This is a genomic window from Streptomyces sp. NPDC002838, assembly GCF_040295365.1.
Taxonomy (GTDB): Bacteria; Actinomycetota; Actinomycetes; order Streptomycetales; family Streptomycetaceae; genus Streptomyces.
Genome location: NZ_JBEOVF010000005.1, coordinates 88,853 through 112,084 on the forward strand (window position 1 = coordinate 88,853; position 23,232 = coordinate 112,084).

Genomic DNA, 23,232 nt, shown 5'->3' on the forward strand with positions numbered 1-23,232 from the left:
CGTGAGCCCGGAAGGCCGCTGGTCCGGGATCGCCGTGAGCCCGGAAGGCCGCTGGTCCGGGAGCCCCGTCGGCCGGGAAGTCCCCGGCCCGGCAGCCGCCCGGCCAGGCCCGCGCTCACCTCTCACCGGGATCCCGGTGCTGCGGCGGCCGAGCTGCCACCCGTGCCAGGGCCCCCGCCGCCTGCCCGGCTCACACCGGCCCGGCGCGCAGGCCTGACCTGAGCGCCCCGGTTCCACCGCGCTTCGGCCCCGTCGCCCGCTCCGGCATCACCTCAACCTCACAGCCGCTCCACTCACCGCAAGCTCACCCCACTCCGCTCACCCCCCCCGCCGATCCTCCTGTCATGCAGCGCAGCGACCAGCGGCGACGAGTCCAGGCTCACGATCCCGGCGGTCACCACGGCCAGCCCGGTGACGGTGACCGCGCTCACGGGCCAGCCGGTGTGGACGGCCTCGCCGAAGGCCGCGATGCCCACCGTCACCGCCACCACCGGCTCCGTGGCGTCGAGCACCGTCATGCTCGCGGCCAGCGGGCCCTGCTGGAAGGCACTCTGGATGAGCAGCAGCCCGCCCACGCTCGCGACGACGAACGCGTACGGCTGCCAGGAGGCCAGCGCCGTGAGGAGACCGAGCCGGAACCGGTCCACCGTCGCGGCCAGCAGGACGGACTGGGTGCCCATGACCGCTCCGGCCGCCAGTGCCGTGGCTGACGCCCGCCAGGGCCCGGACAACAGCCGCGCGGCTGCCAGCGCGCCGCAGGCCAGGGCGCCGGTCGCGCCCAGGATCAGCAGCCAGGACAGCAGATCCGCCGCCCCGGTACGGCCTCCGTGCGGGCGGGCGGAGGCCAGGGCCAGGGCCAGCCCGGCGGCCACCGCGAGGGTGCCGAACCACTCCCGAGGGCCCAGTGTCACGCGGTGCAGCCGTGCCGACAGCGGGACCGCGAAGATCAACTCGGCGACGATCAGCGGCTGCACGAGGCTGAGCGGCCCGTAGGCCAGGGCCAGCGACTGGAAGCCGTAGGCGAGCACGGCCAGCCCGATGCCGTACCGCCACCACCGGTCCCGTACCAGATGGGCCAACAGGCGCCAGGAGAGCGCCTCCTCGTCCGGCCGCGCTCCGGCCGCCCATTGCTGGAGCACCCCCGCGACGGCGAAACAGACACCCGCGGCGAGCGAGGCGACAACGGCGACCGGCACGCTGGGACGGTCCTAGTCCGTGTCGGTCCGGCTCGGCGCCTGCGTCGCCTCCCGGGTGTGGACGTACAGCCCGCGTCGGTCCCCGACGTCGAGATGCTGGGGGAGGGGCAGTTCGTAGCGGACGGGGCGGCTGTGGTCGGCCAGTTGGCGGCGTGGGTTGTAGACCTGGTTGAACTTCCACAGCATGCGGGCGAAGTTGGTCTGGCCGTGCAGGAGGTTGCGGCCGAGGATGCGCGCCGCGCCGAACGCGGTCCGCAGCCCCAGGTGCTTGCGGTTGATCACCGCCTGGGTGCGGACGAGTTCCTCGTAGAAGCGCTCCAGGGGGAGCTTCGTGGGAACCACCGCGTGCTGGATGTCGAAGAGGCGGTAGTCGCGCGTGGTGAGCCGACGCGACTCCGTGTGCCAGATCTCCGTACCGGGATACGGCGTCATCACGGTGAAGTGGACGATCTCCGGCACGGACAGCGCGAACTCCCTGACGACCCGGAACCGTTCCTCGTCCCAGCCCGGGTCGACGATCAGGTTGAGGGCCACCTGGATGCCCAGCTTGCGGGCCGTCTCCAGCGCCCGGAGGTTCTCGTCGGGGCTGACCCTCTTGCGGTACAGCTCCAGCCCCTCCGCGTCGATGGCCTCCATCCCGAGGAACATGTAGCGCAGCCCCAGCCGCGCCCACCGTTCGAAGACCTCGGGGTGGCGCAGCAGTACGTCGCTGCGGGTCTCCAGGTAGTACTGCTTGCGGATCCGGCGGCGTTCCACCTCGGCGGCGATGGCGTTGCCGTGCTCGGGCCGGATGAAGGCGACGTCGTCGACGATGAACACGTTGGGCTCACGGATCCGCGCCAGGTCCTCCGCCGCGGCCTCGGGCGACGCCTTGCGGTAGCTGCGGCCGTAGAACGTCCACGCGGAGCAGAACGAACAGTCCCACGGACAGCCGCGGGTGAACTCGATCGAGGCGCACGGGTCGAGCTCGCCGATGAAGTAACGGCGGCGGTTGCGCATCAGGTCACGCGCCGGGAGCGGGGCGTCGATGCTGTGCAGCATCAGGGGCGCGGGACCGCGGCCGGCGGCGGTGACGATCCCCGGAACGCCGTCCACCCCTCCGTCGCGGACCGCCTCCAGCAGCGGCGCGACCACCGGCTCGCCCTCGCCGCGGACCACCGCGTCCACCGCGCCCTTCGCCTGTTCCAGCACCTCCTCCGCCACGAAGGACACGCTGTGGCCGCCGAAGAAGACGAAGCAGCCCGGCACGGCCCGCTTGACGTCCGCGGCCAGCTCGATCGCCTCCGGGATGTTCGCCAGGTAGTTCAGGGAGACCCCGAGCGCCTCCGGCCGGAAGGACGCGACCTCCTTGCGCAGCCGATCCCGGCCGAGCACCTGGAGGTCCACGACACGGACCTCGTGGCCGGCGTCGCGAGCGGCGCCCGCCACCCGCTCGAGGCCGAGGGGTTCGAGGCGCAGGAAGATCTCGGAGTACATCAGGGCGCTGGGGTGGACGAGCAGCACACGCATGGTCAACCTCGCCACGGGAGCGGACGGAACCGGAGGAACCGGAACGAAAAGGGTGCCCCCTTCGTATCCGGCGAACCCACGTCCCGCACCACCCGTTCCGCCGCCTGGCGGCACCGCGCGGCACGCAGGAGTGGTCCTGCCGCGTCGGGTACGGGACCGAAGGAACGCCTGCCCCGCGCACCCGCCCCGGAACGGCGGGCGTCGCTTCGGGTGAGCTCGCTGTGGCCGCACGGGTCACGGAACTGGCGTGGGCGGCCGTGGAGGCGTGTCCTGGAAGCAGCGGATCCGTATCGAGCACGGCGGCGGCCGCCTCCGGGTCCGACGTCCCGCCCCACCTCCTGACCCCACACCGAGGAACGCCCCCCCCCACCGACGATCCGGACGACAGCGCAGGGAGACCGACTCGTGACACACACCGGCTCCGGCTCCACCTACGACCCCGAGACGGGCGCCGTACCCCGCCGATCCGGAACCAACTCGTCCGCGGCCCGGGAGCGCCGGGCGCCACCGCGCCGTGACACGCGCGTGGCCCTCGTCACCGGTGCTTCCTCGGGCATCGGCGCCGCCACGGCACGGCGCTTCGCCGCGGGTGGCTGGCAACTGGTCCTCAGCGGGCGGGACCGGCGCGCTCTGGAGGAGACGGCCGCCGGTACCTCGGCCGTCGTCCTGCCCGCCGACCTCGCCGCCCCGGACGGTCCACGGCAGCTGGCCGAGTCGGCGCTGCGCGCGACCGGCCGGATCGACGCCCTCGTCGCCGGGGCGGGCATCGGCTGGGCCGGCCCCTTCGTCACCATGCCGCGCACCGCCATCGACCAGGTGCTGAACGTGGACCTGACCGCCACGCTCCACCTCGTACGGGAGGTACTGCCCGCCATGGTGGCGGCCGGCCGGGGGCGTGTGGTGCTCGTCGGCTCGGTCGCGGGCTGTGTGGGCGTGCGGAACGAAGCGGTGTACTCCGCCGCCAAGTCGGGCGTGGCCGCGTTCGCCGAGGCGCTGCGGCAGGAACTGCGCGGGACCGGCGTGGGCGTGACGCTCGTGACGCCCGGCCCCGTGGACACGGCCTTCTTCGACCGACGCGGCACCCCCTACCAGCGGTCCCGGCCCCGCCCCACGTCGCCCGGCCGCGTGGCCGGCGCCGTCTGGGACGCCGTACGGCTGGGCCAGGACGACGTCTACGTGCCCGGCTGGCTCACGCTCCCGGGCCGGGTGCGCGGCATCGCCCCTTCGCTGTACCGCCGACTGCTGCACCGCTTCGGCTGACGTGACACCGCTTCAGCCGGTAGAAGGCATGGTCATGACCCCACAGCGTCGTGCCGTCCCCTTCCGCGCGCACCGAGCCCTGCCCCGCCTCACCCGCCGGGCCGTCCTGCTCGCGGCGGCCCTGGCGGCGTCCGGTGCCACGCCGCGCTCCTCCCGCAACTCCCCCCGCACGGCCGACGCCGACCCGTACGACACCCTGCGCCGACGCTGGCTCGACATCGCCCTCGGCACCGGCTACGACCCCACCGCCGAGCCGTACGCCTCCCGCCTCGCCCGAACCGGCGAACTCGCCCGCGGCTTCCGCGCCACCATGGCCCCCACCGCCACCTCCCTCTGGCCCGGCCTCGCCTACGACCCGCCCGCCGGCGTCACCCGGAGCTACGCCCGCCTGTGGACCATGACCCGGGCGTACGTCCAGCCGAACACCGGCTCCACCGCCGACCCCGCCCTCCTCACGGACGTACTCCGCGGCCTCGACCACCTCGCCTCCACGGTCTACAACCCCTCCACCACCCGTTACGGCAACTGGTGGGAATGGCAGATCGGCAGCCCCCGCCTCCTGATGGACATCACGGCCGCCCTCCACGACCACCTCACCCACCACCGGCGAGCCGCCGCCTGCGCCGCCGTCGACCACTTCGTCCCGGACGCGATGCTGACCGACTACTCCGGAACCTCCACCGGCGCCAACCGCGTCGACCTGTGCCGCTCCGTCGCCCTGCGCGGCATCCTCGGCCGGACGCCGGCCAAGATCACCCTCGCCCGCGACGCGCTCTCCCCGGTCTTCCCGTACGTCACGACCGGCGACGGCCTCTACGCCGACGGCTCCTTCGTCCAGCACACCTGGGTCGCCTACTCGGGGACGTACGGCCAGGTCATGCTCGACGGACTCGGCCGGCTCTTCGCCCTGCTCGCCGGATCCGCGTGGGAGGTGACCGACCCGAACCGGCAGATCGTCCTCGACAGCGTCGAACACGCCTACGCGCCGCTGATCCACGACGGCCTGGTGATGGACAGCGTCAACGGCCGTGCCATCAGCCGGGGCCACCTCAGGAGCGACGACCGCCACGTCCTGCGCGGCGACCACTACCACGGGCAGGGGATCATCGCGGCGATCGCCCTGCTCGCCGACGGCGCGAGCGCGACCGAGCGCGACCGCTGGCACGCGCGTATCAAGGGCTGGATCGAACGGGACACCGTCTCCCCGATCCTGACGGCCCCTCAGTACGACGTGGCCGACCTCGCCCGGCTGCACACGGTCGCCGCCTCACCGCTCCCGGCCGCCCCCGCACCCACTGGACACCGCCTCTTCCCGGCCATGGACCGCGCCGTCCACCGCCGCCCCGGCTTCACCGCGAACATCGCCATGGCCAGCGACCGCATCGCGTACTACGAGTGCGGCAACGGCGAGAACCCACGCGGATGGCACACGGGCGCCGGAATGCTCTACTGGTGGGCCGGCGGACGAAGCGATCACTACACGGACTGGTTCTGGCCGACCGTCGACTGGTACCGCCTCCCCGGCACCACCGTCTCCACCAAGCGGCTCCCCGACCGGGCGGGCGGCGAGTGGGGCGAGCCCAAACCCGACGTACGGTGGGTCGGCGGTACGACCGACGGCCAATACGCGGCGATCGGCCAGCACCTGAAGGGGCTGGACTCCACTCTCGAGGCCCGCAAGTCGTGGTTCTGCCTCGCCGACGCCGTGATCTGCCTGGGCGCGGGCATCACCTGCACGGACGGCGTCCCCGTCGAGACGGTCGTCGACAACCGCAACCTGGGGGAGGGCGGCACCCAGCCCTTCGCACGCGGCCACGGCTGGGCCCACCTGGAGGACCACGGCGGCTGGATCGTGCCCGGCGGCGATCTGCGGACCCTCCGCGAGGACCGCACCGGCGCCTGGTCCGACATCAACACCACCGGTACGACCGAGCGCCGCACCCGCCGCTGGCAGACCCTCTGGCTGGACCACGGCACCGACCCGACGGACGCCACGTACGTCTACGTCCTCCTGCCCGGCGCGTCCCGCAGTACGGTCGCCGCCCGCGCCGCCGACCGCCACTGGCTGTCGGTCCTCGCCAACGACAGCCGCTGCCAGGCCGTTCACGTCCCCTCCCTCCACCTGACGGCCGCCAACTTCTGGCAGCCCGCTTCGGCGGGCCCGCTGACCGCTTCCGCGGGCGCGAGCGTGCTGGTCAGCCGCCGGGGCCGTACGGCTACGCTCTGCGTCAGCGAGCCACCCCGAACGGGCGAACCCCTGGAGATCATCTGGGACCACCCGGTACGCGGAGTCGTCCGGGCCGACGACACCGTGGAAGTGGTGGAGACGGGCCGCCGACTGCGCCTCAGGATTACTCCGGGGCGGGCATGTGCGACCCATGAATGTGAGGCGACTCTCACGTGACGACTTGTACGAGTCCTACAAGGCGGACGCCCTCTGAGCAGTCGGAACGGCTGCATGCCGCCGAGGTTCTGTTCAGGGGTACCAGGAAAACGGGCCGGACACTGTACGGAGTCGACGGCTCGCAATCCTTGCCGCGCTTCGTATGGTCACTACATGACCGTTTTGGATGAGGCGCCGGGTGAGCCGACGGACGCGCGCGGCCGGGTGGCCGAGCTGCACGAGATCCGTGAGCAGGCGCTGGCGGGCCCGAGCGAGAAGGCGACCGAGGCGCAGCACGCCAAGGGCAAGCTGACCGCGCGGGAGCGCATCGAGCTGCTCCTCGATCCGGGTTCGTTCCGGGAGGTCGAGCAGTTGCGCCGGCACCGGGCGACCGGTTTCGGGCTGGAGGCCAAGAAGCCGTACACGGACGGTGTGATCACCGGCTGGGGGACGGTGGAGGGCCGGACGGTCTTCGTCTACGCCCATGACTTCCGCATCTTCGGCGGCGCGCTGGGCGAGGCCCACGCCACGAAGATCCACAAGATCATGGACATGGCCATTGCGGCCGGTGCGCCGCTGGTGTCGCTCAACGACGGCGCCGGCGCCCGCATCCAGGAGGGCGTCAGCGCGCTCGCCGGCTACGGCGGCATCTTCCAGCGCAACACCAAGGCCTCCGGCGTCATCCCGCAGATCTCGGTCATGCTGGGCCCGTGCGCGGGCGGCGCGGCCTACTCGCCGGCGTTGACGGACTTCGTGTTCATGGTCCGCGACACCTCGCAGATGTTCATCACCGGCCCGGACGTGGTCAAGGCGGTGACCGGCGAGGAGATCACCCAGAACGGCCTCGGCGGCGCGGACGTGCACGCCGAGACGAGCGGTGTCTGCCACTTCGCCTACGACGACGAGGAGACGTGCCTCGCCGAGGTGCGCTACCTGCTGTCGATGCTCCCGCAGAACAACCGGGAGAACCCGCCCCGGGCGGAGTCCACCGACGCCACCGACCGCCGCGGCGAGGTCCTGCTCGACCTGGTCCCGGCGGACGGCAACCGGCCGTACGACATGGCGAAGGTGATCGAGGAGATCGTCGACGACGGCGACTACCTGGAGGTCCACGAGCGGTGGGCGCGCAACATCATCTGCGCGCTGGCCCGCCTGGACGGCCAGGTGGTGGGCATCGTGGCGAACCAGCCGCAGACCCTCGCCGGGGTGCTGGACATCGAGGCCAGCGAGAAGGCCGCGCGCTTCGTCCAGATGTGCGACGCTTTCAACATCCCGATCGTCACGTTCCTGGACGTCCCCGGCTTCCTGCCGGGCGTGGACCAGGAGCACGGAGGCATCATCCGGCACGGCGCGAAGCTGCTGTACGCGTACTGCAACGCCACCGTGCCGCGGATCTCCCTGATCCTGCGCAAGGCGTACGGCGGTGCGTACATCGTCATGGACAGCCAGTCCATAGGCGCGGACCTCACCTACGCCTGGCCGACGAACGAGATCGCCGTGATGGGTGCGGAGGGTGCGGCGAACGTCATCTTCCGCCGGCAGATCGCCGAGGCGGAGGACCCCGAGGCGATGCGCCAGAAGATGGTCAAGGAGTACAAGTCCGAGCTGATGCACCCGTACTACGCGGCCGAGCGCGGCCTGGTCGACGACGTCATCGACCCCGCCGAGACCCGCGAGGTGCTGATCAAGTCCCTGGCGATGCTGCACACCAAGCACGCCGACCTGCCCTCCCGCAAACACGGCAACCCCCCGCAGTAACCCAGCGGATCCTGCGCGGTACCCCCGCGGAAACCTCTCTCAGGGAGACTGACGCCCATGAACACCCCTGACATTCGTGTCGAGAAGGGCCACGCCGAGCCCGAGGAAGTCGCCGCCATCACGGCGATCCTCCTGGCCCGCGCCGCCGCCCGGCCGTCCACCGCCCCGACCCACCGAGGCCGCGCCAAGGCCGGCTGGCGCCGCCTGGAGCGCGAGCCCGGCTTCCGCGCCCCGCACAGCTGGCGCTGAGCCCGTACGACGCCGGCTGAGCCCGTACGACACCGAAGGCCCCGGCCGCCCCTTGGGCGGCCGGGGCCTTCGCGCGCGTACCACTGGGCCACGGGCCTTCCGACGGAAACGGCCCCTGTGCCTCCTGAGGGAGGCGCAGGGGCCGTACAGGCCTCTGGTTACCGCAGGCGTGCCATCAGCGCGTGCTCCACCAGCGTGATCAGCGTCGACTTGGCGTCCGAGCGGTGGCGGGCGTCCGTCGTGATGATCGGGGTGTCCGGGCCGATCTGGAGGGCCTCGCGGACCTCGTCGGGGTTGTACGGCTGCTGGCCGTCGAAGCCGTTGAGGGCGATGACGAACGGCAGGCCGCTGTTCTCGAAGTAGTCGACCGCGGGGAAGCAGTCGGCCAGGCGGCGGGTGTCCACCAATACCACCGCGCCGATCGCACCGCGCACCAGGTCGTCCCACATGAACCAGAAGCGGTCCTGGCCCGGCGTACCGAAGAGGTAGAGGATCAGGTCCTGGTCGAGCGTGATGCGGCCGAAGTCCATGGCGACCGTGGTGGTCGTCTTGTCCCCGGTGTGGGTGAGGTCGTCGATGCCCGCCGAAGCTGACGTCATGACGGCCTCTGTGCGCAGCGGGTTGATCTCCGAGACGGCGCCGACGAACGTGGTCTTGCCCACGCCGAAGCCGCCCGCCACCACGATCTTCGCGGACGTGGTGGAGCGGGAAGGCCCTCCGCTAGAGCTTGCGAAGTCCACTGAGCACCCTTTCGAGCAAAGTCACGTCTGGCTGGCCGCCGGCGTTCTCGTCGCCGCCGGGCTGATGGATGGCGACCAGGCCCGCCTCCGCCAAGTCGGCGACGAGGATCCTGGCCACGCCGAGAGGGATTGTCAGGAGGGCCGAGATCTCGGCCACCGACTTGATCTCACGGCAGAGGTTGCAGATCCGCTGATGCTCGGGCAGCTGGCCCTGCATCTGGTGCGGCTGCGCGGTGGTGTGCACCAGCGCCTCGATGGCGAGCTGGTAGCGCGGGCGGGTCCGTCCGCCGGTCATGGCGTACGGACGCACCAGCGGGTTGTTCGACGCCCCAGCGGGCGCCGGCTCAGGGGCGCGTCGTGGCTGCACCGGCTGGATGCGCGGAGCCGGCGGCTGGTCGTACGGCGACGGCCCGGGACCCTGCGGGCCCTGGGGCGCGTACGGCTGCCGCCGATGGCTCGGTGCGGAGGGGAAGTTGTAACGGTTCGGGTTCTGGGCACCGTCGCCCGAGCCCTGGCCAGGGCCGTACGACCAGTTGCCCGAAGGTGAACCGCCTGGGGGTGTTGCCACTTTCTCTCCTCCTCCGACCGTGCCGGGGCACCCATCACTGTGGAGCCGCGTCCCGAAACCTTACGGCCACAGGACGCCAAAACGCACCGTCTGTCTGTTAGTTGAGCAGGCTCCCTTGGAGCTCCGCGCGCAGATCGGGCGTCAGGACCGTACCGGCACGGTCCACCAGAAGCGCCATCTCGTACCCGATGAGACCGATGTCCGCCTCCGGATGTGCGAGAACCGCGAGCGAGGAACCGTCGGAAATGGACATGATGAAGAGGAATCCTCGCTCCATCTCCACAACCGTCTGGTTCACGCTGCCGCCCTCGAAGATGCGCGAGGCACCGGCGGTCAGCGAGGTCAGACCGGAGGCGACGGCCGCGAGCTGGTCGGCGCGGTCGCGCGGAAAGCCTTCGGACATCGCCAGAAGGAGTCCGTCGGCGGAGACCACCACCGTGTGAGACACCCCGGGGGTGTTGTCCACGAAGTTGGTGATCAACCAGTTCAGGTTCTGTGCCGCCTGGCTCATCGGGCTCACACTAACGCTCCTGGTTGTAGGTGCTGTCAGGACCGAAGCCCTGGCCGTTCGTTTCACTACCTGCGTTACGTCCCCGCTGGACACCGCGGCGCAGGTTGCTCAGCCTGCCCCGGACGTCCTCGGGAGCGCGGGAGACCTGTGGGCCTCCCTGGGGGGTGGCTTCGGCGGCTCCCTCGACCAGGTTGGCCTTGGGTACCCGCCGCGGCAGGCCGGAGGAGGTCACCCCGCCCGCCTTGGGCTTCCGGAGCTGCGAGGCCTGCTGCCACCGCGCGTCGTTGGCCGAGCGCCAGTCGACGCTGCCGTTGCTCTCCGGTGCGGGAGCCGACGGCTCGTGGTTCACGTGCCGCGCGCCGCCCGTGCCGCTCGCGGTGGATCCGCGGCGCGGGAGCCCGGCGTCGGTCAGGTCGTGAGCGGCGGAGGGGGTCGGCCCCGGACGGTCGAAGCCTACGCGGTTCTGCTCGCTCACGTCAGCGGCCTGCGCAGATTCCGCTTCGGGAGCGTACTGGTCCGGGTAGCCGTTGCGGTAGTCGTCCTGCTGCGGCCAGTCATCCTGGTAGCGCCGCTCTTCGAAGGCCGGGAAGGACTCAGGGGCGGCGGAGTGGGCCGGCGCGGGCTCCTCCTGACGCGGCTCCGCATACGTGGGCTCGGGGTAGCCACCGGTGGACGAGAAGCTGTCGTTCTGCGGCAGACCGCCGTTCGGCGCGTAGTACGACTCGTCGTACGACGGACGCTGCGGCTCCTCATAGGCGGTGCGCTGCTGCTCTGCGTACGACGCCTGCTGCTGCTCCTCGTACGACGTCTGCGCCTGCTGGTCGTACCCGGCGGGCTGCTGCTCCTGGTAGCCGGGCCGGGCGTCGAAGCCCTCGACGTAGCCGCCGGGCGTCTCGGGACCCTGCTGACCGGGCGGCTGGTCGTGGTTCTGGGCCTCCAGGGCCGCGCGGCGCTCCTCGCGCATCAGGGAGCGGCCCACGGGGTCCAGCTCGCGTATGTCGTCCGGCACCTCGGTGTAGCGGCTGTCGTCGAAGCCCAGCTCCGCCGCCGTACGCATCGGCAGACCGTTGTTGAAGTTCTCACCCTGGAAGTTCTGCTCCGGGATGATCTGCGAAACGGTGAACTCGTCGCCGGCGGGCTGCTGATCGCCGCCACCGCCGTGCGTGATCGCGTCGGGCAGCATGACCAGCGAGGTCGTACCGGCCTGCTCGCCGGAGGGGCGCAGCTGGACGCGGATGCCGTGCCGGTCGGACAGCCGGCCGACCACGAAGAGGCCCATGCGCTGGGATATCGCGGCGTCCACGGTCGGCGGGTTGGCCAGCTTGTGGTTGATGTCCGCGAAGTCCTCGGCGGTGAGGCCGATGCCCTTGTCGTGGATCTCGATCATGATGCGGCCGTCGGGGAGACGGGTCGCGGTGACGCGGACCTTGGTCTGCGGGGAGGAGAACGTGGTGGCGTTCTCGAGCAGCTCGGCCAGCAGGTGCACGAGGTCGGTCACGGCGCGGCCGTGGATCTCGGCCTCCGGGACGCCGGAGAGCTCGACGCGCTCGTACTGCTCCACCTCGGAGGAGGCGGCGCGCAGCACGTCGACCAGCGGGACCGGCTGGTCCCAGCGGCGGCCGGGCTCCTCGCCGGCGAGGACCAGGAGGTTCTCGCCGTTGCGGCGCATACGTGTGGCCAGGTGGTCCAGCTTGAAGAGGTTCTCCAGCTGGTCCGGGTCGGCCTCGTTGTTCTCCAGGTCGGTGATCAGGGTCAGCTGGCCCTCGATCAGCGACTGGTTGCGGCGCGAGAGGTTGGTGAAGATCGCGTTGATGTTGCCCCGCAGCAGGGCCTGCTCGGCGGCGAGCCGGACGGCCTCGCGGTGGACCTGGTCGAAGGCGCGGGCGACCTCGCCGATCTCGTCCTTGGTGGTGATCGGGATCGGGGCGACGCGGGTGTCGACACGGCCGGGGTCGGTGCGCGAGAGCTGGTCGACCAGCATCGGCAGGCGCTGCTCGGCGATGCCGAAGGCGGCGTTGCGCAGCTGGCGCATAGCGCGGCTCATCTGGCGGGCCACCATGCCGGCCAGGATGAACGCGGCGAGCAGGGCGACCACGACGGCGGCACCGGTGATGAAGGCGTCGCGCCGGGCGTCGTCGGAGATGCTTGCGGCCTCGTTCACCGCGGTGTCGGCCAGTTCGGATTCGATCTGGCGGTAGGCGTTGAACTTCAGGGTGTTGACCGCCCACCAGTTCTCCGCGGTGATGCCCTTCTGGGCGAGCGCCTCACGCTCGGAGACGTCCGTGGTCTCCAGCGCCGAGATGGCCCTGACCATGTCGACCGGGTCGGACGGCGGCGGCACGTAGGTCTCGCCCTTGGCCTTGGCCTCCTGGGCGGCCTTCTGGGCCATGGCGGTGCCGTCGGCCTGGATCTGCTTCTTGGCCGCGTCCAGCTTGGCGATGTCCTGCGCGGTACCGCCGCTCTCGTACTCCTGGATGGCGATGCCCTCCAGGTAGGCGTACGAGGACAGGGCGACGCGCTGCTGGGCCAGGCTTGCGTCGCTGGTGCCCGGCTTGATCAGCAGGTGCATGCCGATGGAGCGCTGCAGAGACACAGCGCCCTTGGTGAGCGAGATGGCGTAGACCGTGCGGCCGTAGCTGGTGATGTTGCCGGTGCCCAGGCCGAGCTCGTTGGAGAACTCGAGCAGCTTGTGCTCGACGTTGACGTAACCCTCTTCGGTCTTCACGCCCGTGAGATTGGGGCCGTAGGCGGCGGCGCGGAGCTTCGCCAGATCCGGCTCCACCTCGCGGAAGCGTTCGAGGCGGCGCTCGAGGTTGGGCCGGTCCGGCATGCTCTTGGCGGCCTCGTCGAAGGCGTCGGCGGCCCGGTCCGTGTTCCTGCGGGCCTGGACGACGGTTTCGTTGTCCTGGCCCTTGCCCTCCAGCAGGGGGGCGGCGGTGACGTCACGCTCGACGAGCAGCTCGTTGCCGTAGGTCAGCGCCGCGCGCACCAGACGCGCGGTGTTCTCCGCGTCCTCGGCCTCCTGCCAGGTGTCGATCGAGCCCTTCACCTGGAAGCCGCCCATGACGAGGCCGACCAGCACGGGTATGAGCAGGATCGCGTTCAGCCGGGTCGGTACCCGCCAGTTGCGCGGGGAGAAACGGCCGCCGCTGGAAGCGGGCGCGGCCGTTGGCTCCGAACCGGGCACAGGGGCAGGCGCCGCTCCGCGCGGCGGCGGGGTGAAGTTGCCCCGTGCCGACGGCTCGGGACCGTTCTTGCTTCGCCTCACTCGACCAACAACCTTCCGGCGGTCGGCACCTTACGTTGTGCCGCAGTGTCTCAGAGCCCAGTTCGTCGCCCAGTTCGTCGTCGACTGTGAGTACGTCTTTGACTATTGGGCAGTTCAGGCATTCCAGCACGTCGGCCTGTACACCTCCAAACAGTGGAGTGCAGGGATTCGAAGTGATGTAAGCCCCAGATAAAACGGTCATAAAGAGCGAGCCCCGTCAAAAGACGGGGCTTTCGTGCGCGCAGCGACACCGGTTGACCGCGACGCGTGGCCGTACCATCCGATTCCTCTGCCGAAACGTTATGAACACTCGGGCCGACCGTGTCAAAGGACACAGCCGGCTCCGGAGCGACTACGACAACTGCCGTACGGCACTGCCGACTTGGGTGCTAGCGCAGCCGTGCCATGAGAGCGTGCTCCACCAGCGTGATCAGCGCACTCTTGGCATCGGAGCGGTGCCGGGCGTCCGTCGTGATGATCGGGGTGTCCGGGCCGATCTGCAGGGCCTCGCGCACCTCCTCGGGCGCGTACGGCTGGTGTCCGTCGAAGCCGTTGAGGGCGACGACGAACGGCAGGCCGCTGTTCTCGAAGTAGTCGACCGCCGGGAAGCAGTCGGCCAGGCGGCGGGTGTCCACGAGGACGACGGCACCGATGGCGCCGCGCACCAGATCGTCCCACATGAACCAGAAGCGGTCCTGGCCCGGCGTACCGAAGAGGTACAGGATCAGGTCCTGGTCGAGCGTGATGCGGCCGAAGTCCATGGCGACCGTGGTGGTCGTCTTGTCCCCGGTGTGGGTCAGGTCGTCGATGCCCGCACTCGCGGACGTCATCACGGCCTCGGTGCGCAGCGGGTTGATCTCGGAGACGGCGCCGACGAACGTGGTCTTGCCCACGCCGAAGCCACCCGCCACCACGATCTTGGCGGAGGTGGTCGCCCGGCCTCCGTCAGAGCTTGCGTAGTCCACTGAGCACCCTTTCGAGCAGTGTCACGTCCGGAGCGCCGGTGCTCTCGTCGCCGCCCGGCTGGTGAATGGCGACGAGTCCGGCCTCCGCGAGGTCCGCGACAAGAATGCGGGCCACGCCCAGCGGCATGGCCAGAAGTGCCGAAACCTCGGCGACCGACTTCACTTCGCGGCACAGGTGGCAGATCCGCTGGTGCTCCGGGAGCAGCCCCATGAGCGCCGCCGGGTCGGCCGTGGTGCTGATCAGGGCCTCGATGGCGAGCTGGTAGCGCGGCCGGGTCCGGCCGCCGGTCATCGCGTACGGACGTACCAGCGGCTGGTCGCCCTCATCCTCGTACGGCTCCGCGTACGGATCATGAGAGGCGGTGGGCGGGGTCATGAATCCTCCGGGCGGGACAGCAAGTCGGTCGGGCTGGCCGTCTGACGTGGCCGGTGGGGGGATTGTGGCGGCCGGACGGTGTTTTGGTGAGGCGGGTGGATCCTGCGGCGGTCAGTGGAGCAGACTGCCCTGGAGTTCGGCGCGCAGGTCGGGCGTGAGCACCGCGCCCGCGCGGTCGACCAGGAGCGCCATCTCGTAGCCGACGAGGCCGATGTCGCAGTCGGGGTGGGCGAGAACGGCCAGGGACGATCCGTCCGAGATGGACATGAGGAAGAGGAACCCCCTCTCCATCTCGACGACCGTCTGTGCCACGGTGCCGCCCTCGAAGATCCGGGAGGCACCGGCCGTCAGTGACGTGAGTCCCGACGCGACGGCCGCCAGCTGGTCGGCACGGTCGCGGGGGAAGCCCTCGGACATTGCCAGCAGGAGACCGTCGGCGGACACGACGACGGTGTGGGACACCCCGGGGGTGTTGTCCACGAAGTTGGTGATCAACCAGTTGAGATTCTGTGCAGCCTGGCTCATCGGACTCAACTAACGCTCCTGCTGGTGAGTGGGGCTCGGGAAGCTGCCGGTCTGGCCGGTACCGGCCTGTCGACCTTGCGCGATGCCCCGACGGAGATTGGTCAGCCGGCCGCGTACGTCGTCAGGCGCACGCGAGACCTGCGGACCGGCTTGGTGCTGTTGCTGCTGAGCCGTGCCCGGGACGAGGTTCGCCCGGGGCACCCGGCGCGGCAGGCCGGAGGTGGTGACGCCGCCCGCCGCCGGCTGCCGTACGCGCTCTGCCTGCCGGACGAGTTCGTCGTTCGGCGAGCTGCGCCAGGAGCTGGTGACGGGACGCTGAGGGGCCGCGGGAGCCTGCGGCTGCTGCGGGGCCGCCGGGGCCGGAGCCGAGCCGTTGCTCTGCTGCCGGTCCTGCTGGCCCTGCTGACCCTGACCGTGGAACCAGTTCGTCTCCAGCGTGTCGTACAGCGGAGTACGACCGTCCCCGGGACCCGCCGGCGGCAGTGCCTCGGGCTCCTGACGGGCGGGCCGCTGCTGCGGACGCTGCGGGGCCGGCGGACGCGGAGCACCGAAGTCGGCGCCGCCGTGCGTGCCATTGACCTGCGGGCGCTCGAACTGGCCCGTGGAGGAGCCGTTGTCGTAGCCCGGAGTGGCGAACTGGCCGGTGGAGTTGTTGTCCTGGCCGGGTCGGTTGAACTGACCGGTGGAGTTGTTGTCCTGGCCCGGCCGGTTGAACTGGCCGGTCGAGCCGTTGTCGTAGGCCTGCGGGATCGAGAACTGACCCGTGGTCGACGGAGTCGAAGGGTCCGCCGGGTTGCTCCGCCCGGTCGGGGCGCCGAAGACGTCCGAGCGGACGAACTGACCGGAGTTCTGCACGCCGTTCCCACCCGGGCGCGGGTACTGGCCGGTGTTCTGCGGGTTGCCGGGAGCCGGGGCGTCGAAGTCCGGGCGGGCGAACTCGGACGTGGAGCCGGGGCGCTGACGGTCGTCGGGCCGCGGCGGGATGGCCGGCATCTCCGAGGTCGCCCCCGGACCCTGCCGGTCGTCGATCCGCGGCATGGGCGAGGTCTGCTCCGGGGCCTGCTCGTCGTGGCCGCGCGGGGTGTCCAGCGAGGCACGCGGCACCGGCGGCTGCGCGTTCTCGTCGCTCCAGCTGGGCACGCGGGGCTGGTTGGCACCGGGCAGCTCGGCCCGCGGGCCGCCGCGTCCCGGCAGCTGCGGCCGACGGCGCCGGCCCTGCTGCTCGTTCCCCGAGTTCGACGGCTGCGCCTGACCGGGCGCGGCGCCACGGCCGCCCCCGAAGGCGTCCTGGCCCTGCGGCGCACCCGTGCCCGCGGCCTGCAGGCCCTGCGGGGCACCCGGTGCCTGACCGCCGAAACCGGCGCCCGCACCGGCCGGAGCCGGCCGACCCTGCTGCGGCGCACCCGGACCCTGCGGTCCGTGCGCTCCGCCGGGCGCACCCGGACGACCGCCCCCGTCACGCCCGGGCAGCGCGGCCCGCGGACCCTGACCTGCACCGAGCCGACCACCCGAGGGCGGGCCACCGAGAGCACCGGCACCGGCGGGAGCGCCACCGAGGGCACCACCGCCTGCCGGACCGTTTCCGCGCCGGGCGGCCGCCACACCGGCGGCCGCCGCGGCGGCACCGCCACTGGCGCCCTGACCCGGCTTGGGCTGCGGCTTCTTGCCGCCCTGCGCGACATCGACGGGCAGCATGACCAGCGCGGTCGTACCACCGGAGTCGGAGGGGCGCAGCTGGATGCGGATGCCGTGACGCTGCGACAGCCGGCCGACCACGAACAGACCCATGCGGCGGGAGACGGAGACGTCCACGGTGGGCGGCGAGGCGAGCCGCTCGTTGATCGCCGCGAGGTCCTCGGGGGAGAGGCCGATACCGGTGTCGTGGATCTCGATCAGCACACGGCCGTCGGGCAGCGCGTGACCGGTGACCTTGACCTTGGTCTGCGGGGAGGAGAACGAGGTCGCGTTCTCCAGCAGCTCGGCGAGCAGGTGCACGAGGTCGTTGACCACGCGGCCGGCCACCTCGGTGGTCGGCACGGAGGCCAGCTCGATGCGCTCGTACTGCTCCACCTCGGAGGCGGCGGCGCGGAGCACGTCGACCAGCGGGACAGGACGGGTCCAGCGGCGGCCGGGCTCCTCACCCGCGAGAACGAGAAGGTTTTCGCCGTTCCGGCGCATACGGGTGGCGAGGTGGTCCAGCTTGAACAGCGAGGACAGCTGGTCCGGGTCGGCCTCGCGGGACTCCAGTTCGGAGATCAGCGACAGCTGGCGCTGGATCAGACCCTGGGAGCGGCGCGAGAGGTTGGTGAACATCGCGTTGACGTTGCCCCGCAGCAGGGCCTGCTCGGCGGCGAGCCGGACCGCCTCGCGGTGCACGTCGTCGAAGGCCGCGGCCACCTGGCCGATCTCGTCCCGGGAGTGCACACCGACCGACTCCACGGAGGTGTCGACGTCCTGGGGGTCGGACTCCGACAGCTGCTTGACCAGCTCGGGCAGCCGGTCCTGGGCGACCTTGGTCGCGGTCTCCTGCAGGCGGCGCAGCGAACGGATCATGGACCGGGCCACGACGAACGCGCCGACCAGCGAGACACCGAGGACGAGCAGGATCAGCGCACCGGAGATGATCGCCTCGCGCTCCGACTCGTTGCGCAGCTGGCGGGCCTTCTGCTCCATGTCCTCGAGCAGCGTGTGCTCGATGTTGCCCATCTGGTCGATCTTGGTCGAGCTGTCGTCCACCCAGTCCTTGTACGAACGCTTGTCCAGACCGGCGAGACCGTCCGTCCGGCCGAAGGCGCGGCCGGCGTAGAGGTCGGTGTCCTGGATGGTGGGGTTGCCCTCTTCGATGGGCTTGAGGAGCTCGGGCGCCTGGTCCGTGCCGTAGATGCTGCGGAAGCTGGAGAGTTCGGACTGCCCGCTCTGCAGAGCGCCCTCGGCGTAGAGCCGGTCGCTCTCGGAGAGGTTGCCGGAGGTGGTCTTGCTGGCGGGCAGCGCCGCCGCGAGGATCGCGCGCTGGATGGAGGCGTACTCCTTGGCGGACGAGAAGGCCGCCAGGGCGCGCGTGCGCTGGATCATCTCGGGGTTGCTGGTGGCCTCCGCCATGTCCTGCGACAGGTCGAGCAGGTGGGTGATGAGGCGGTGGTAGCCCTCGACCGTCTGGGAGGCGTTGTTCTCGGTCTCGTAGGCGTTGTTGCGGATCCCCGACAGGCCGCCCAGGTCGCGGACGAGGCCGACCAGGCTCTCGCGGACGCCCTGGAGGTTGCCGTCCCTGTTGGAGGTGTCGATCTCCTCCGCGGCGTTCCGGAATGCGGTCACGGCCCGGTTCGTCTTGTCCCGGTAGCCCTTGACCGTGTAGTCGGTCGCCTTCGAACCGTGGGCCAGCGGGCCGGCCGACTGGTCGCGCTCCTCCTGGAGCGCGGCGGCCAGCTCGGTGGCCTGCTTGGTCATCTCCGTCAGCAGCTTCATGTTGTCGAGCTGCTGGATGTCGTCCATGGACTGGTTGATGCGCAGCGCGCCCAGCGAGGTGGCCGCGACCACCGGGAGCGTCAGCAGCGCCACCAGACGGGTGGAGATGCGCCAGTTGCGCAGGGCTATTCGCGGACCGGGGCCGGTCGGGCCCTTCGGCGGCTTCACCGGCGGCGTGGTCGGAGCGGCGGGGCCGGACGACCCCGAAGGTGCCGACGCGCCAGGGCGCCCGGAGCGCTCACCGCCGTCGCCCGACGGGACCGGGCCCGGGTTCTGGGCGTGCTGGGGCGAGGAACCGCGGTCGGTCCCGCCTTGCGGCTCCGACTCCGCCGAAGCGCTGCCATCCCTCTTGAAACGTCCCTGCACTAGCGTCGCAACCTCTGGACCAGGCGCCCCTCCGCGCGAACGGAAGGACGGTGTCGGCGTCGTAGGGGGCGTGATGAATACGCACCCTGATGGTCGTGAGTAACCGGCGCTGGCTCCCCCTTCTCGCCGCCACTCGGCGCTTCTCTGCGCCCCCTGTGCGCCGGCTCGATCCTGCGGCGGTCCGTGGAATTCCAGCACAGTGCAGGATCTCCAACAAGGCCCGTAGGCCATGCCGTGACATACGTGACACCACGTGAGGGGTGCGTCACCGGTCGTAGAAAGCGATCTCCCCTAAAACGGACTTTTGCCCGCGAGTCACCCGGAGGACAGGGGTGTCCCAGTCGCCATGATCAGGAGCGGAATGAGGGCTTCAGATGCCCTATGTCCGTTTCTGCGGGGTGAAGGGTGGGTCTGATTTGACTGTTTTGCCCGTAGCTCCGTGAGCAAACTCACACGCTGATCATGAGGTCTGTGCGCGGCGCAGGGGAATTGGATGTTTAGCCTGACGCTTTACAGAGATGGCAAATCCGACAACCCACCGGTCCGGAGGCCTTTGGACCTCCCGGCGCCCGCACAGAACAGGATCTCGTACAACCGTGAAGACGACGATGATGTTCCACAAGATCGCCAACCCGCGGCGCACGACGCTGGCGCACCTGCAGGACGCCGACGAACTGCTGACCCCGGAACAGCCGGAGCACTCCGTCGCCCTCCCCGAGCAGACCGCCAACCCCCGGCGCACCGTGCTCATGGAGATCCCCGTCGCGGCCTCCGCCGAGAAGTAGATCACCGAGCGGGAGTAGATCACCAAGGCCCACCGTGATGTCAAGGGCGCCCCACGCGAATGCGCGCGGCGCCCGCCACTTGCCGCGCTAGCCTGGAGCGTCAGACTCCAGCCAGCTCAGTGAGGGGCGCAAGGATCCCGTGCGCATCGCCAGATTCTCCATCGACGGGAACGTCGCCTTCGGCGCGGTCGAGGGTGACAGGCCGGACGAACTCGTCCTCGACATCATCAAGGGCATCCCGTTCGCGGACTTCGAGCTCTCCGGTACCAAGGTCCCGCTGAGCAAGGTACGACTGCTGCCGCCGGTGCTCCCCAACAAGGTCGTGGCCTTCGGCCGCAACTACGCCGAACACGCGAAGGAACTCGGCAACGAGGTGCCCGACACCCTGTTCGCCTTCTTCAAGCCGTCCACCTCGGTGATCGGCCCCGGCGACGAGATCCAGTACCCCTCCTTCTCCGAGGACCTGCACCACGAGGCCGAACTGGCCGTCGTCATCGGCCGTATGTGCCGCGAGGTCCCGCGCGAGCGCGTCAAGGACGTCATCCTCGGCTACACCTGCGCCAACGACATCACCGCCCGCGACGTCCAGAAGCGGGAGAAGCAGTGGGCGCGGGCCAAGGGCTTCGACACCTCCTGCCCGCTGGGCCCGTGGGTGGAGACGGACCTGGACCCGTCCGACCTGACGATCCAGCTCACGGTCAACGGCGGGCAGCGCCAGCTCGGCCGCACCAGCGAGATGATCCATCCGATCGAGGATCTGATCGTGAACATCTCCGAGGCCATGACGCTGCTCCCCGGCGACGTGATCCTCACGGGCACCCCGGCAGGCGTCGGGCCCCTCACCGTCGGCGACGAGGTCGCCGTCACCATCGAAGGCATCGGCACTCTCACCAACAAGGTTGTCAAGCGTGGCTAGCGCACCCGTCCGCGTACGTTTCTGCCCGTCGCCCACCGGTAACCCCCACGTGGGCCTGGTCCGCACCGCCCTGTTCAACTGGGCGTTCGCCCGGCACCACGAGGGCACTCTGGTCTTCCGCATCGAGGACACCGACGCGGCCCGCGACTCCGAGGAGTCCTACGAGCAGCTGCTCGACTCGATGCGCTGGCTCGGCTTCGACTGGGACGAGGGCCCCGAGGTCGGCGGCCCCCACGCGCCGTACCGCCAGTCGCAGCGCATGGACCTGTACGCGGACGTCGCGCAGAAGCTGATCGAGGGCGGTCACGCCTACTACTGCTACTGCTCCCAGGAGGAGCTGGACACCCGCCGCGAGGCCGCCCGCGCCGCCGGCCGGCCCTCCGGCTACGACGGCCACTGCCGTGACCTGACCGCTCAGCAGGTCGCGGAGTACCAGGCCCAGGGCCGCACCCCGATCGTCCGCTTCCGCATGCCCGACGAGACGATCACCTTCACGGACCTGGTCCGCGGCGAGCTGACGTTCACGCCGGAGAACGTCCCGGACTACGGCATCGTCCGCGCGAACGGCGCGCCCCTCTACACCCTCGTCAACCCGGTCGACGACGCCCTGATGGAGATCACCCACGTCCTGCGCGGCGAGGACCTGCTCTCCTCGACGCCCCGTCAGATCGCGCTGTACAAGGCGCTGATGGAGCTGGGTGTCGCGAAGCAGATCCCGTCCTTCGGGCACCTGCCGTACGTGATGGGCGAGGGCAACAAGAAGCTCTCGAAGCGGGACCCGCAGTCGTCGCTGAACCTCTACCGCGAGCGCGGCTTCCTCCCCGAGGGGCTCCTCAACTACCTCTCTCTCCTCGGCTGGTCGCTCTCGGCCGACCAGGACATCTTCACGATGGACGAGATGGTCGCGGCCTTCGACATCGCGGACGTGAACCCCAACCCGGCCCGCTTCGACCTGAAGAAGTGCGAGGCGATCAACGGCGACCACATCCGCCTGCTGGACGTGAAGGACTTCACGGAGCGCTGCCGCCCGTGGCTCCAGGCCCCGTTCGCGCCGTGGGCCCCGGAGGCCTTCGACGAGGTGAAGTGGCAGGCGATCGCCCCGCACGCGCAGACCCGCCTCAAGGTCCTCTCCGAGATCACGGACAACGTCGACTTCCTGTTCCTTGCGGAGCCGGTCTTCGACGAGCCGTCCTGGACGAAGGCCATGAAGGAGGGCTCCGACGCCCTCCTCCGCACGGCCCGCGAGAAGCTGGAGTCGGCGGACTGGACGTCCCCGGACTCCCTGAAGGAGGCCGTCCTGGCCGCCGGCGAGACCCACGGCCTCAAGCTCGGCAAGGCCCAGGCCCCGGTCCGCGTCGCCGTCACCGGCCGCACGGTCGGCCTGCCCCTCTTCGAGTCCCTGGAGGTCCTGGGCAAGGAGAAGACGCTGGCCCGGATCGACGCGGCGCTGGCGAGGCCGGCGGCGTAACGCACGCGCGCGTGTCAGGGGCGGCAACCGGAGCACCGGGGGCCGCCCCTTCGGCGTTGGTCAGGCGCCGGCCTCGTCGATCAAGTGGAGCAGGGCCTTGTCCATCTGGGCCCGGCCGTTCCGGCCTACGTGATCATGCGCCGCAGGTTACCGTCGGCTCATGAGCATCCGAGCCGTGGTCTGGGACGTCGACGACACCCTCTTCGACTACACGTCCGCGGACCGCGAGGGCATGCGCGGTCACCTGGCGGCCGAGGGCCTGCTCACCGGACATGAGACTCCGGAGCAGGCCCTCCTGCGCTGGCGGCAGGTCACCGATGTCCAGTGGGCGCGGTTCGCGGCGGGGGAGGTGAGCTTCGAGGGGCAGCGGCGCGATCGCGTACGGGTCTTCCTGGGCGAGCAGCTGAGCGACACCGAGGCCGACGCGTGGTTCGAGCGGTACATCGCGCACTACGAGACCGCCTGGGCCCTCTTCCCGGACGTCCTGCCGGTCTTGGACGCCCTCGCCGCGAGCCACCGACACGCCGTGCTGTCCAACTCCAGCATTCACGTTCAGGACCGCAAGCTGCGGGTGCTCGGCGTGCACGACCGCTTCGAGGCCGTCCTGTGTGCGGCGGAGCTCGGCATGTCCAAACCGGAGGCGGGTGCCTTCCACGCGGCATGCGACGCCCTGGAGCTCGCGCCGCACCAAGTGGCGTACGTAGGCGACCATCCAGAGATCGACGGACGGGGCGCCGCCGACGCCGGGCTGCTGTCGGTGTGGATCAACCGCGAGGGCGTGTACACCGGCGCCGACGCACCCGCCGGCCCCCGCCGGATCGCCTCCCTCGTCGAACTCCCCGCGCTGCTCGGCACGGATAGTCGTTTTGGAGCCCCGTCCACCTTCGGGTAATGTTCTTCCTGCGCCGCCGGGGAGCGGGCCGAAAG

At 70.7% G+C, this 23,232-nt stretch carries 18 protein-coding genes; 8 read left to right on the forward strand and 10 right to left on the reverse strand.

Annotation, left to right across the window (positions count from 1 at the left end; translation table 11 throughout):
• Nucleotides 1–293: 293 nt before the first annotated feature.
• Nucleotides 294–1,196, reverse strand: a complete 903-nt coding sequence (locus ABT063_RS09005; RefSeq protein ID WP_351056540.1) for a DMT family transporter — start codon at nucleotides 1,194–1,196, stop codon at nucleotides 294–296.
• Between the two features lie 12 nt (nucleotides 1,197–1,208).
• Entirely contained in the window at nucleotides 1,209–2,705 is a 1,497-nt protein-coding gene (gene hpnR / locus ABT063_RS09010; protein ID WP_351056708.1) for a hopanoid C-3 methylase HpnR, read from the reverse strand.
• 405 nt (nucleotides 2,706–3,110) lie between these two features.
• Here hpnR and ABT063_RS09015 point away from each other — a divergent pair, with 405 nt between their 5' ends.
• The 4 genes from ABT063_RS09015 (at nucleotide 3,111) to ABT063_RS09030 (ending at nucleotide 8,355) form a co-directional block, all read left to right on the forward strand.
• On the forward strand, nucleotides 3,111–3,965 hold the full coding sequence (locus ABT063_RS09015) for an SDR family NAD(P)-dependent oxidoreductase (protein ID WP_351056541.1): 855 nt from the start codon (nucleotides 3,111–3,113) through the stop codon (nucleotides 3,963–3,965).
• 34 nt (nucleotides 3,966–3,999) lie between these two features.
• Nucleotides 4,000–6,369, forward strand: coding sequence for a polysaccharide lyase 8 family protein (locus ABT063_RS09020; RefSeq protein WP_351056542.1), 2,370 nt, complete (start codon nucleotides 4,000–4,002; stop codon nucleotides 6,367–6,369).
• A 153-nt stretch (nucleotides 6,370–6,522) separates the two neighbouring features.
• Nucleotides 6,523–8,106 carry an acyl-CoA carboxylase subunit beta gene (locus ABT063_RS09025; protein WP_351056543.1) on the forward strand — a complete coding sequence of 528 codons (1,584 nt, stop codon included), beginning with the start codon at nucleotides 6,523–6,525 and terminating at the stop codon, nucleotides 8,104–8,106.
• 57 nt (nucleotides 8,107–8,163) lie between these two features.
• On the forward strand, nucleotides 8,164–8,355 hold the full coding sequence (locus tag ABT063_RS09030; RefSeq protein ID WP_351056544.1) for an acyl-CoA carboxylase subunit epsilon: 192 nt from the start codon (nucleotides 8,164–8,166) through the stop codon (nucleotides 8,353–8,355).
• Nucleotides 8,356–8,513: 158 nt separating this feature from the next.
• Here ABT063_RS09030 and ABT063_RS09035 read toward each other — a convergent pair whose 3' ends face one another.
• From ABT063_RS09035 to ABT063_RS09070, 8 genes are all read right to left on the reverse strand, one after another.
• Nucleotides 8,514–9,095 (reverse strand): GTP-binding protein, encoded by a 582-nt coding sequence (locus ABT063_RS09035; RefSeq protein WP_351056545.1) that lies wholly within the window; start codon nucleotides 9,093–9,095, stop codon nucleotides 8,514–8,516.
• Nucleotides 9,076–9,663, reverse strand: coding sequence for a DUF742 domain-containing protein (locus tag ABT063_RS09040; RefSeq protein WP_351056546.1), 588 nt, complete (start codon nucleotides 9,661–9,663; stop codon nucleotides 9,076–9,078). The genes ABT063_RS09035 and ABT063_RS09040 overlap by 20 nt, the downstream gene beginning before the upstream one ends.
• Nucleotides 9,664–9,760: 97 nt before the next feature.
• Complete coding sequence (locus tag ABT063_RS09045) at nucleotides 9,761–10,174, reverse strand: roadblock/LC7 domain-containing protein (RefSeq protein ID WP_004983065.1); 414 nt, start codon at nucleotides 10,172–10,174, stop codon at nucleotides 9,761–9,763.
• Between the two features lie 10 nt (nucleotides 10,175–10,184).
• Nucleotides 10,185–13,442: a sensor histidine kinase gene (locus ABT063_RS09050; RefSeq protein ID WP_351056547.1), complete on the reverse strand. Its 3,258-nt coding sequence runs from the start codon at nucleotides 13,440–13,442 to the stop codon at nucleotides 10,185–10,187.
• A 389-nt stretch (nucleotides 13,443–13,831) separates the two neighbouring features.
• Nucleotides 13,832–14,407, reverse strand: a complete 576-nt coding sequence (locus tag ABT063_RS09055) for a GTP-binding protein (protein WP_351056548.1) — start codon at nucleotides 14,405–14,407, stop codon at nucleotides 13,832–13,834.
• A complete protein-coding gene (locus ABT063_RS09060) occupies nucleotides 14,388–14,783 on the reverse strand; it encodes a DUF742 domain-containing protein (protein WP_030611532.1) in 396 nt (131 codons plus the stop codon). Before ABT063_RS09060 ends, ABT063_RS09055 begins: the two co-directional genes overlap by 20 nt.
• 111 nt (nucleotides 14,784–14,894) lie before the next feature.
• Nucleotides 14,895–15,308 (reverse strand): roadblock/LC7 domain-containing protein, encoded by a 414-nt coding sequence (locus ABT063_RS09065; RefSeq protein ID WP_124439103.1) that lies wholly within the window; start codon nucleotides 15,306–15,308, stop codon nucleotides 14,895–14,897.
• A 9-nt stretch (nucleotides 15,309–15,317) separates the two neighbouring features.
• Nucleotides 15,318–19,136: a nitrate- and nitrite sensing domain-containing protein gene (locus tag ABT063_RS09070; RefSeq protein ID WP_351056549.1), complete on the reverse strand. Its 3,819-nt coding sequence runs from the start codon at nucleotides 19,134–19,136 to the stop codon at nucleotides 15,318–15,320.
• Nucleotides 19,137–19,732: 596 nt separating this feature from the next.
• Here ABT063_RS09070 and ABT063_RS09075 point away from each other — a divergent pair.
• The 4 genes from ABT063_RS09075 (at nucleotide 19,733) to ABT063_RS09090 (ending at nucleotide 23,197) form a co-directional block, all read left to right on the forward strand.
• On the forward strand, nucleotides 19,733–19,921 hold the full coding sequence (locus ABT063_RS09075) for a hypothetical protein (protein ID WP_351056551.1): 189 nt from the start codon (nucleotides 19,733–19,735) through the stop codon (nucleotides 19,919–19,921).
• A 139-nt stretch (nucleotides 19,922–20,060) separates the two neighbouring features.
• Entirely contained in the window at nucleotides 20,061–20,837 is a 777-nt protein-coding gene (locus ABT063_RS09080) for a fumarylacetoacetate hydrolase family protein (protein WP_351056552.1), read from the forward strand.
• Nucleotides 20,821–22,305, forward strand: a complete 1,485-nt coding sequence (gene gltX / locus ABT063_RS09085) for a glutamate--tRNA ligase (protein ID WP_351056553.1) — start codon at nucleotides 20,821–20,823, stop codon at nucleotides 22,303–22,305. Before ABT063_RS09080 ends, gltX begins: the two co-directional genes overlap by 17 nt.
• A 160-nt stretch (nucleotides 22,306–22,465) precedes the next feature.
• On the forward strand, nucleotides 22,466–23,197 hold the full coding sequence (locus tag ABT063_RS09090; protein ID WP_351056554.1) for an HAD family hydrolase: 732 nt from the start codon (nucleotides 22,466–22,468) through the stop codon (nucleotides 23,195–23,197).
• Nucleotides 23,198–23,232 lie beyond the last annotated feature (35 nt).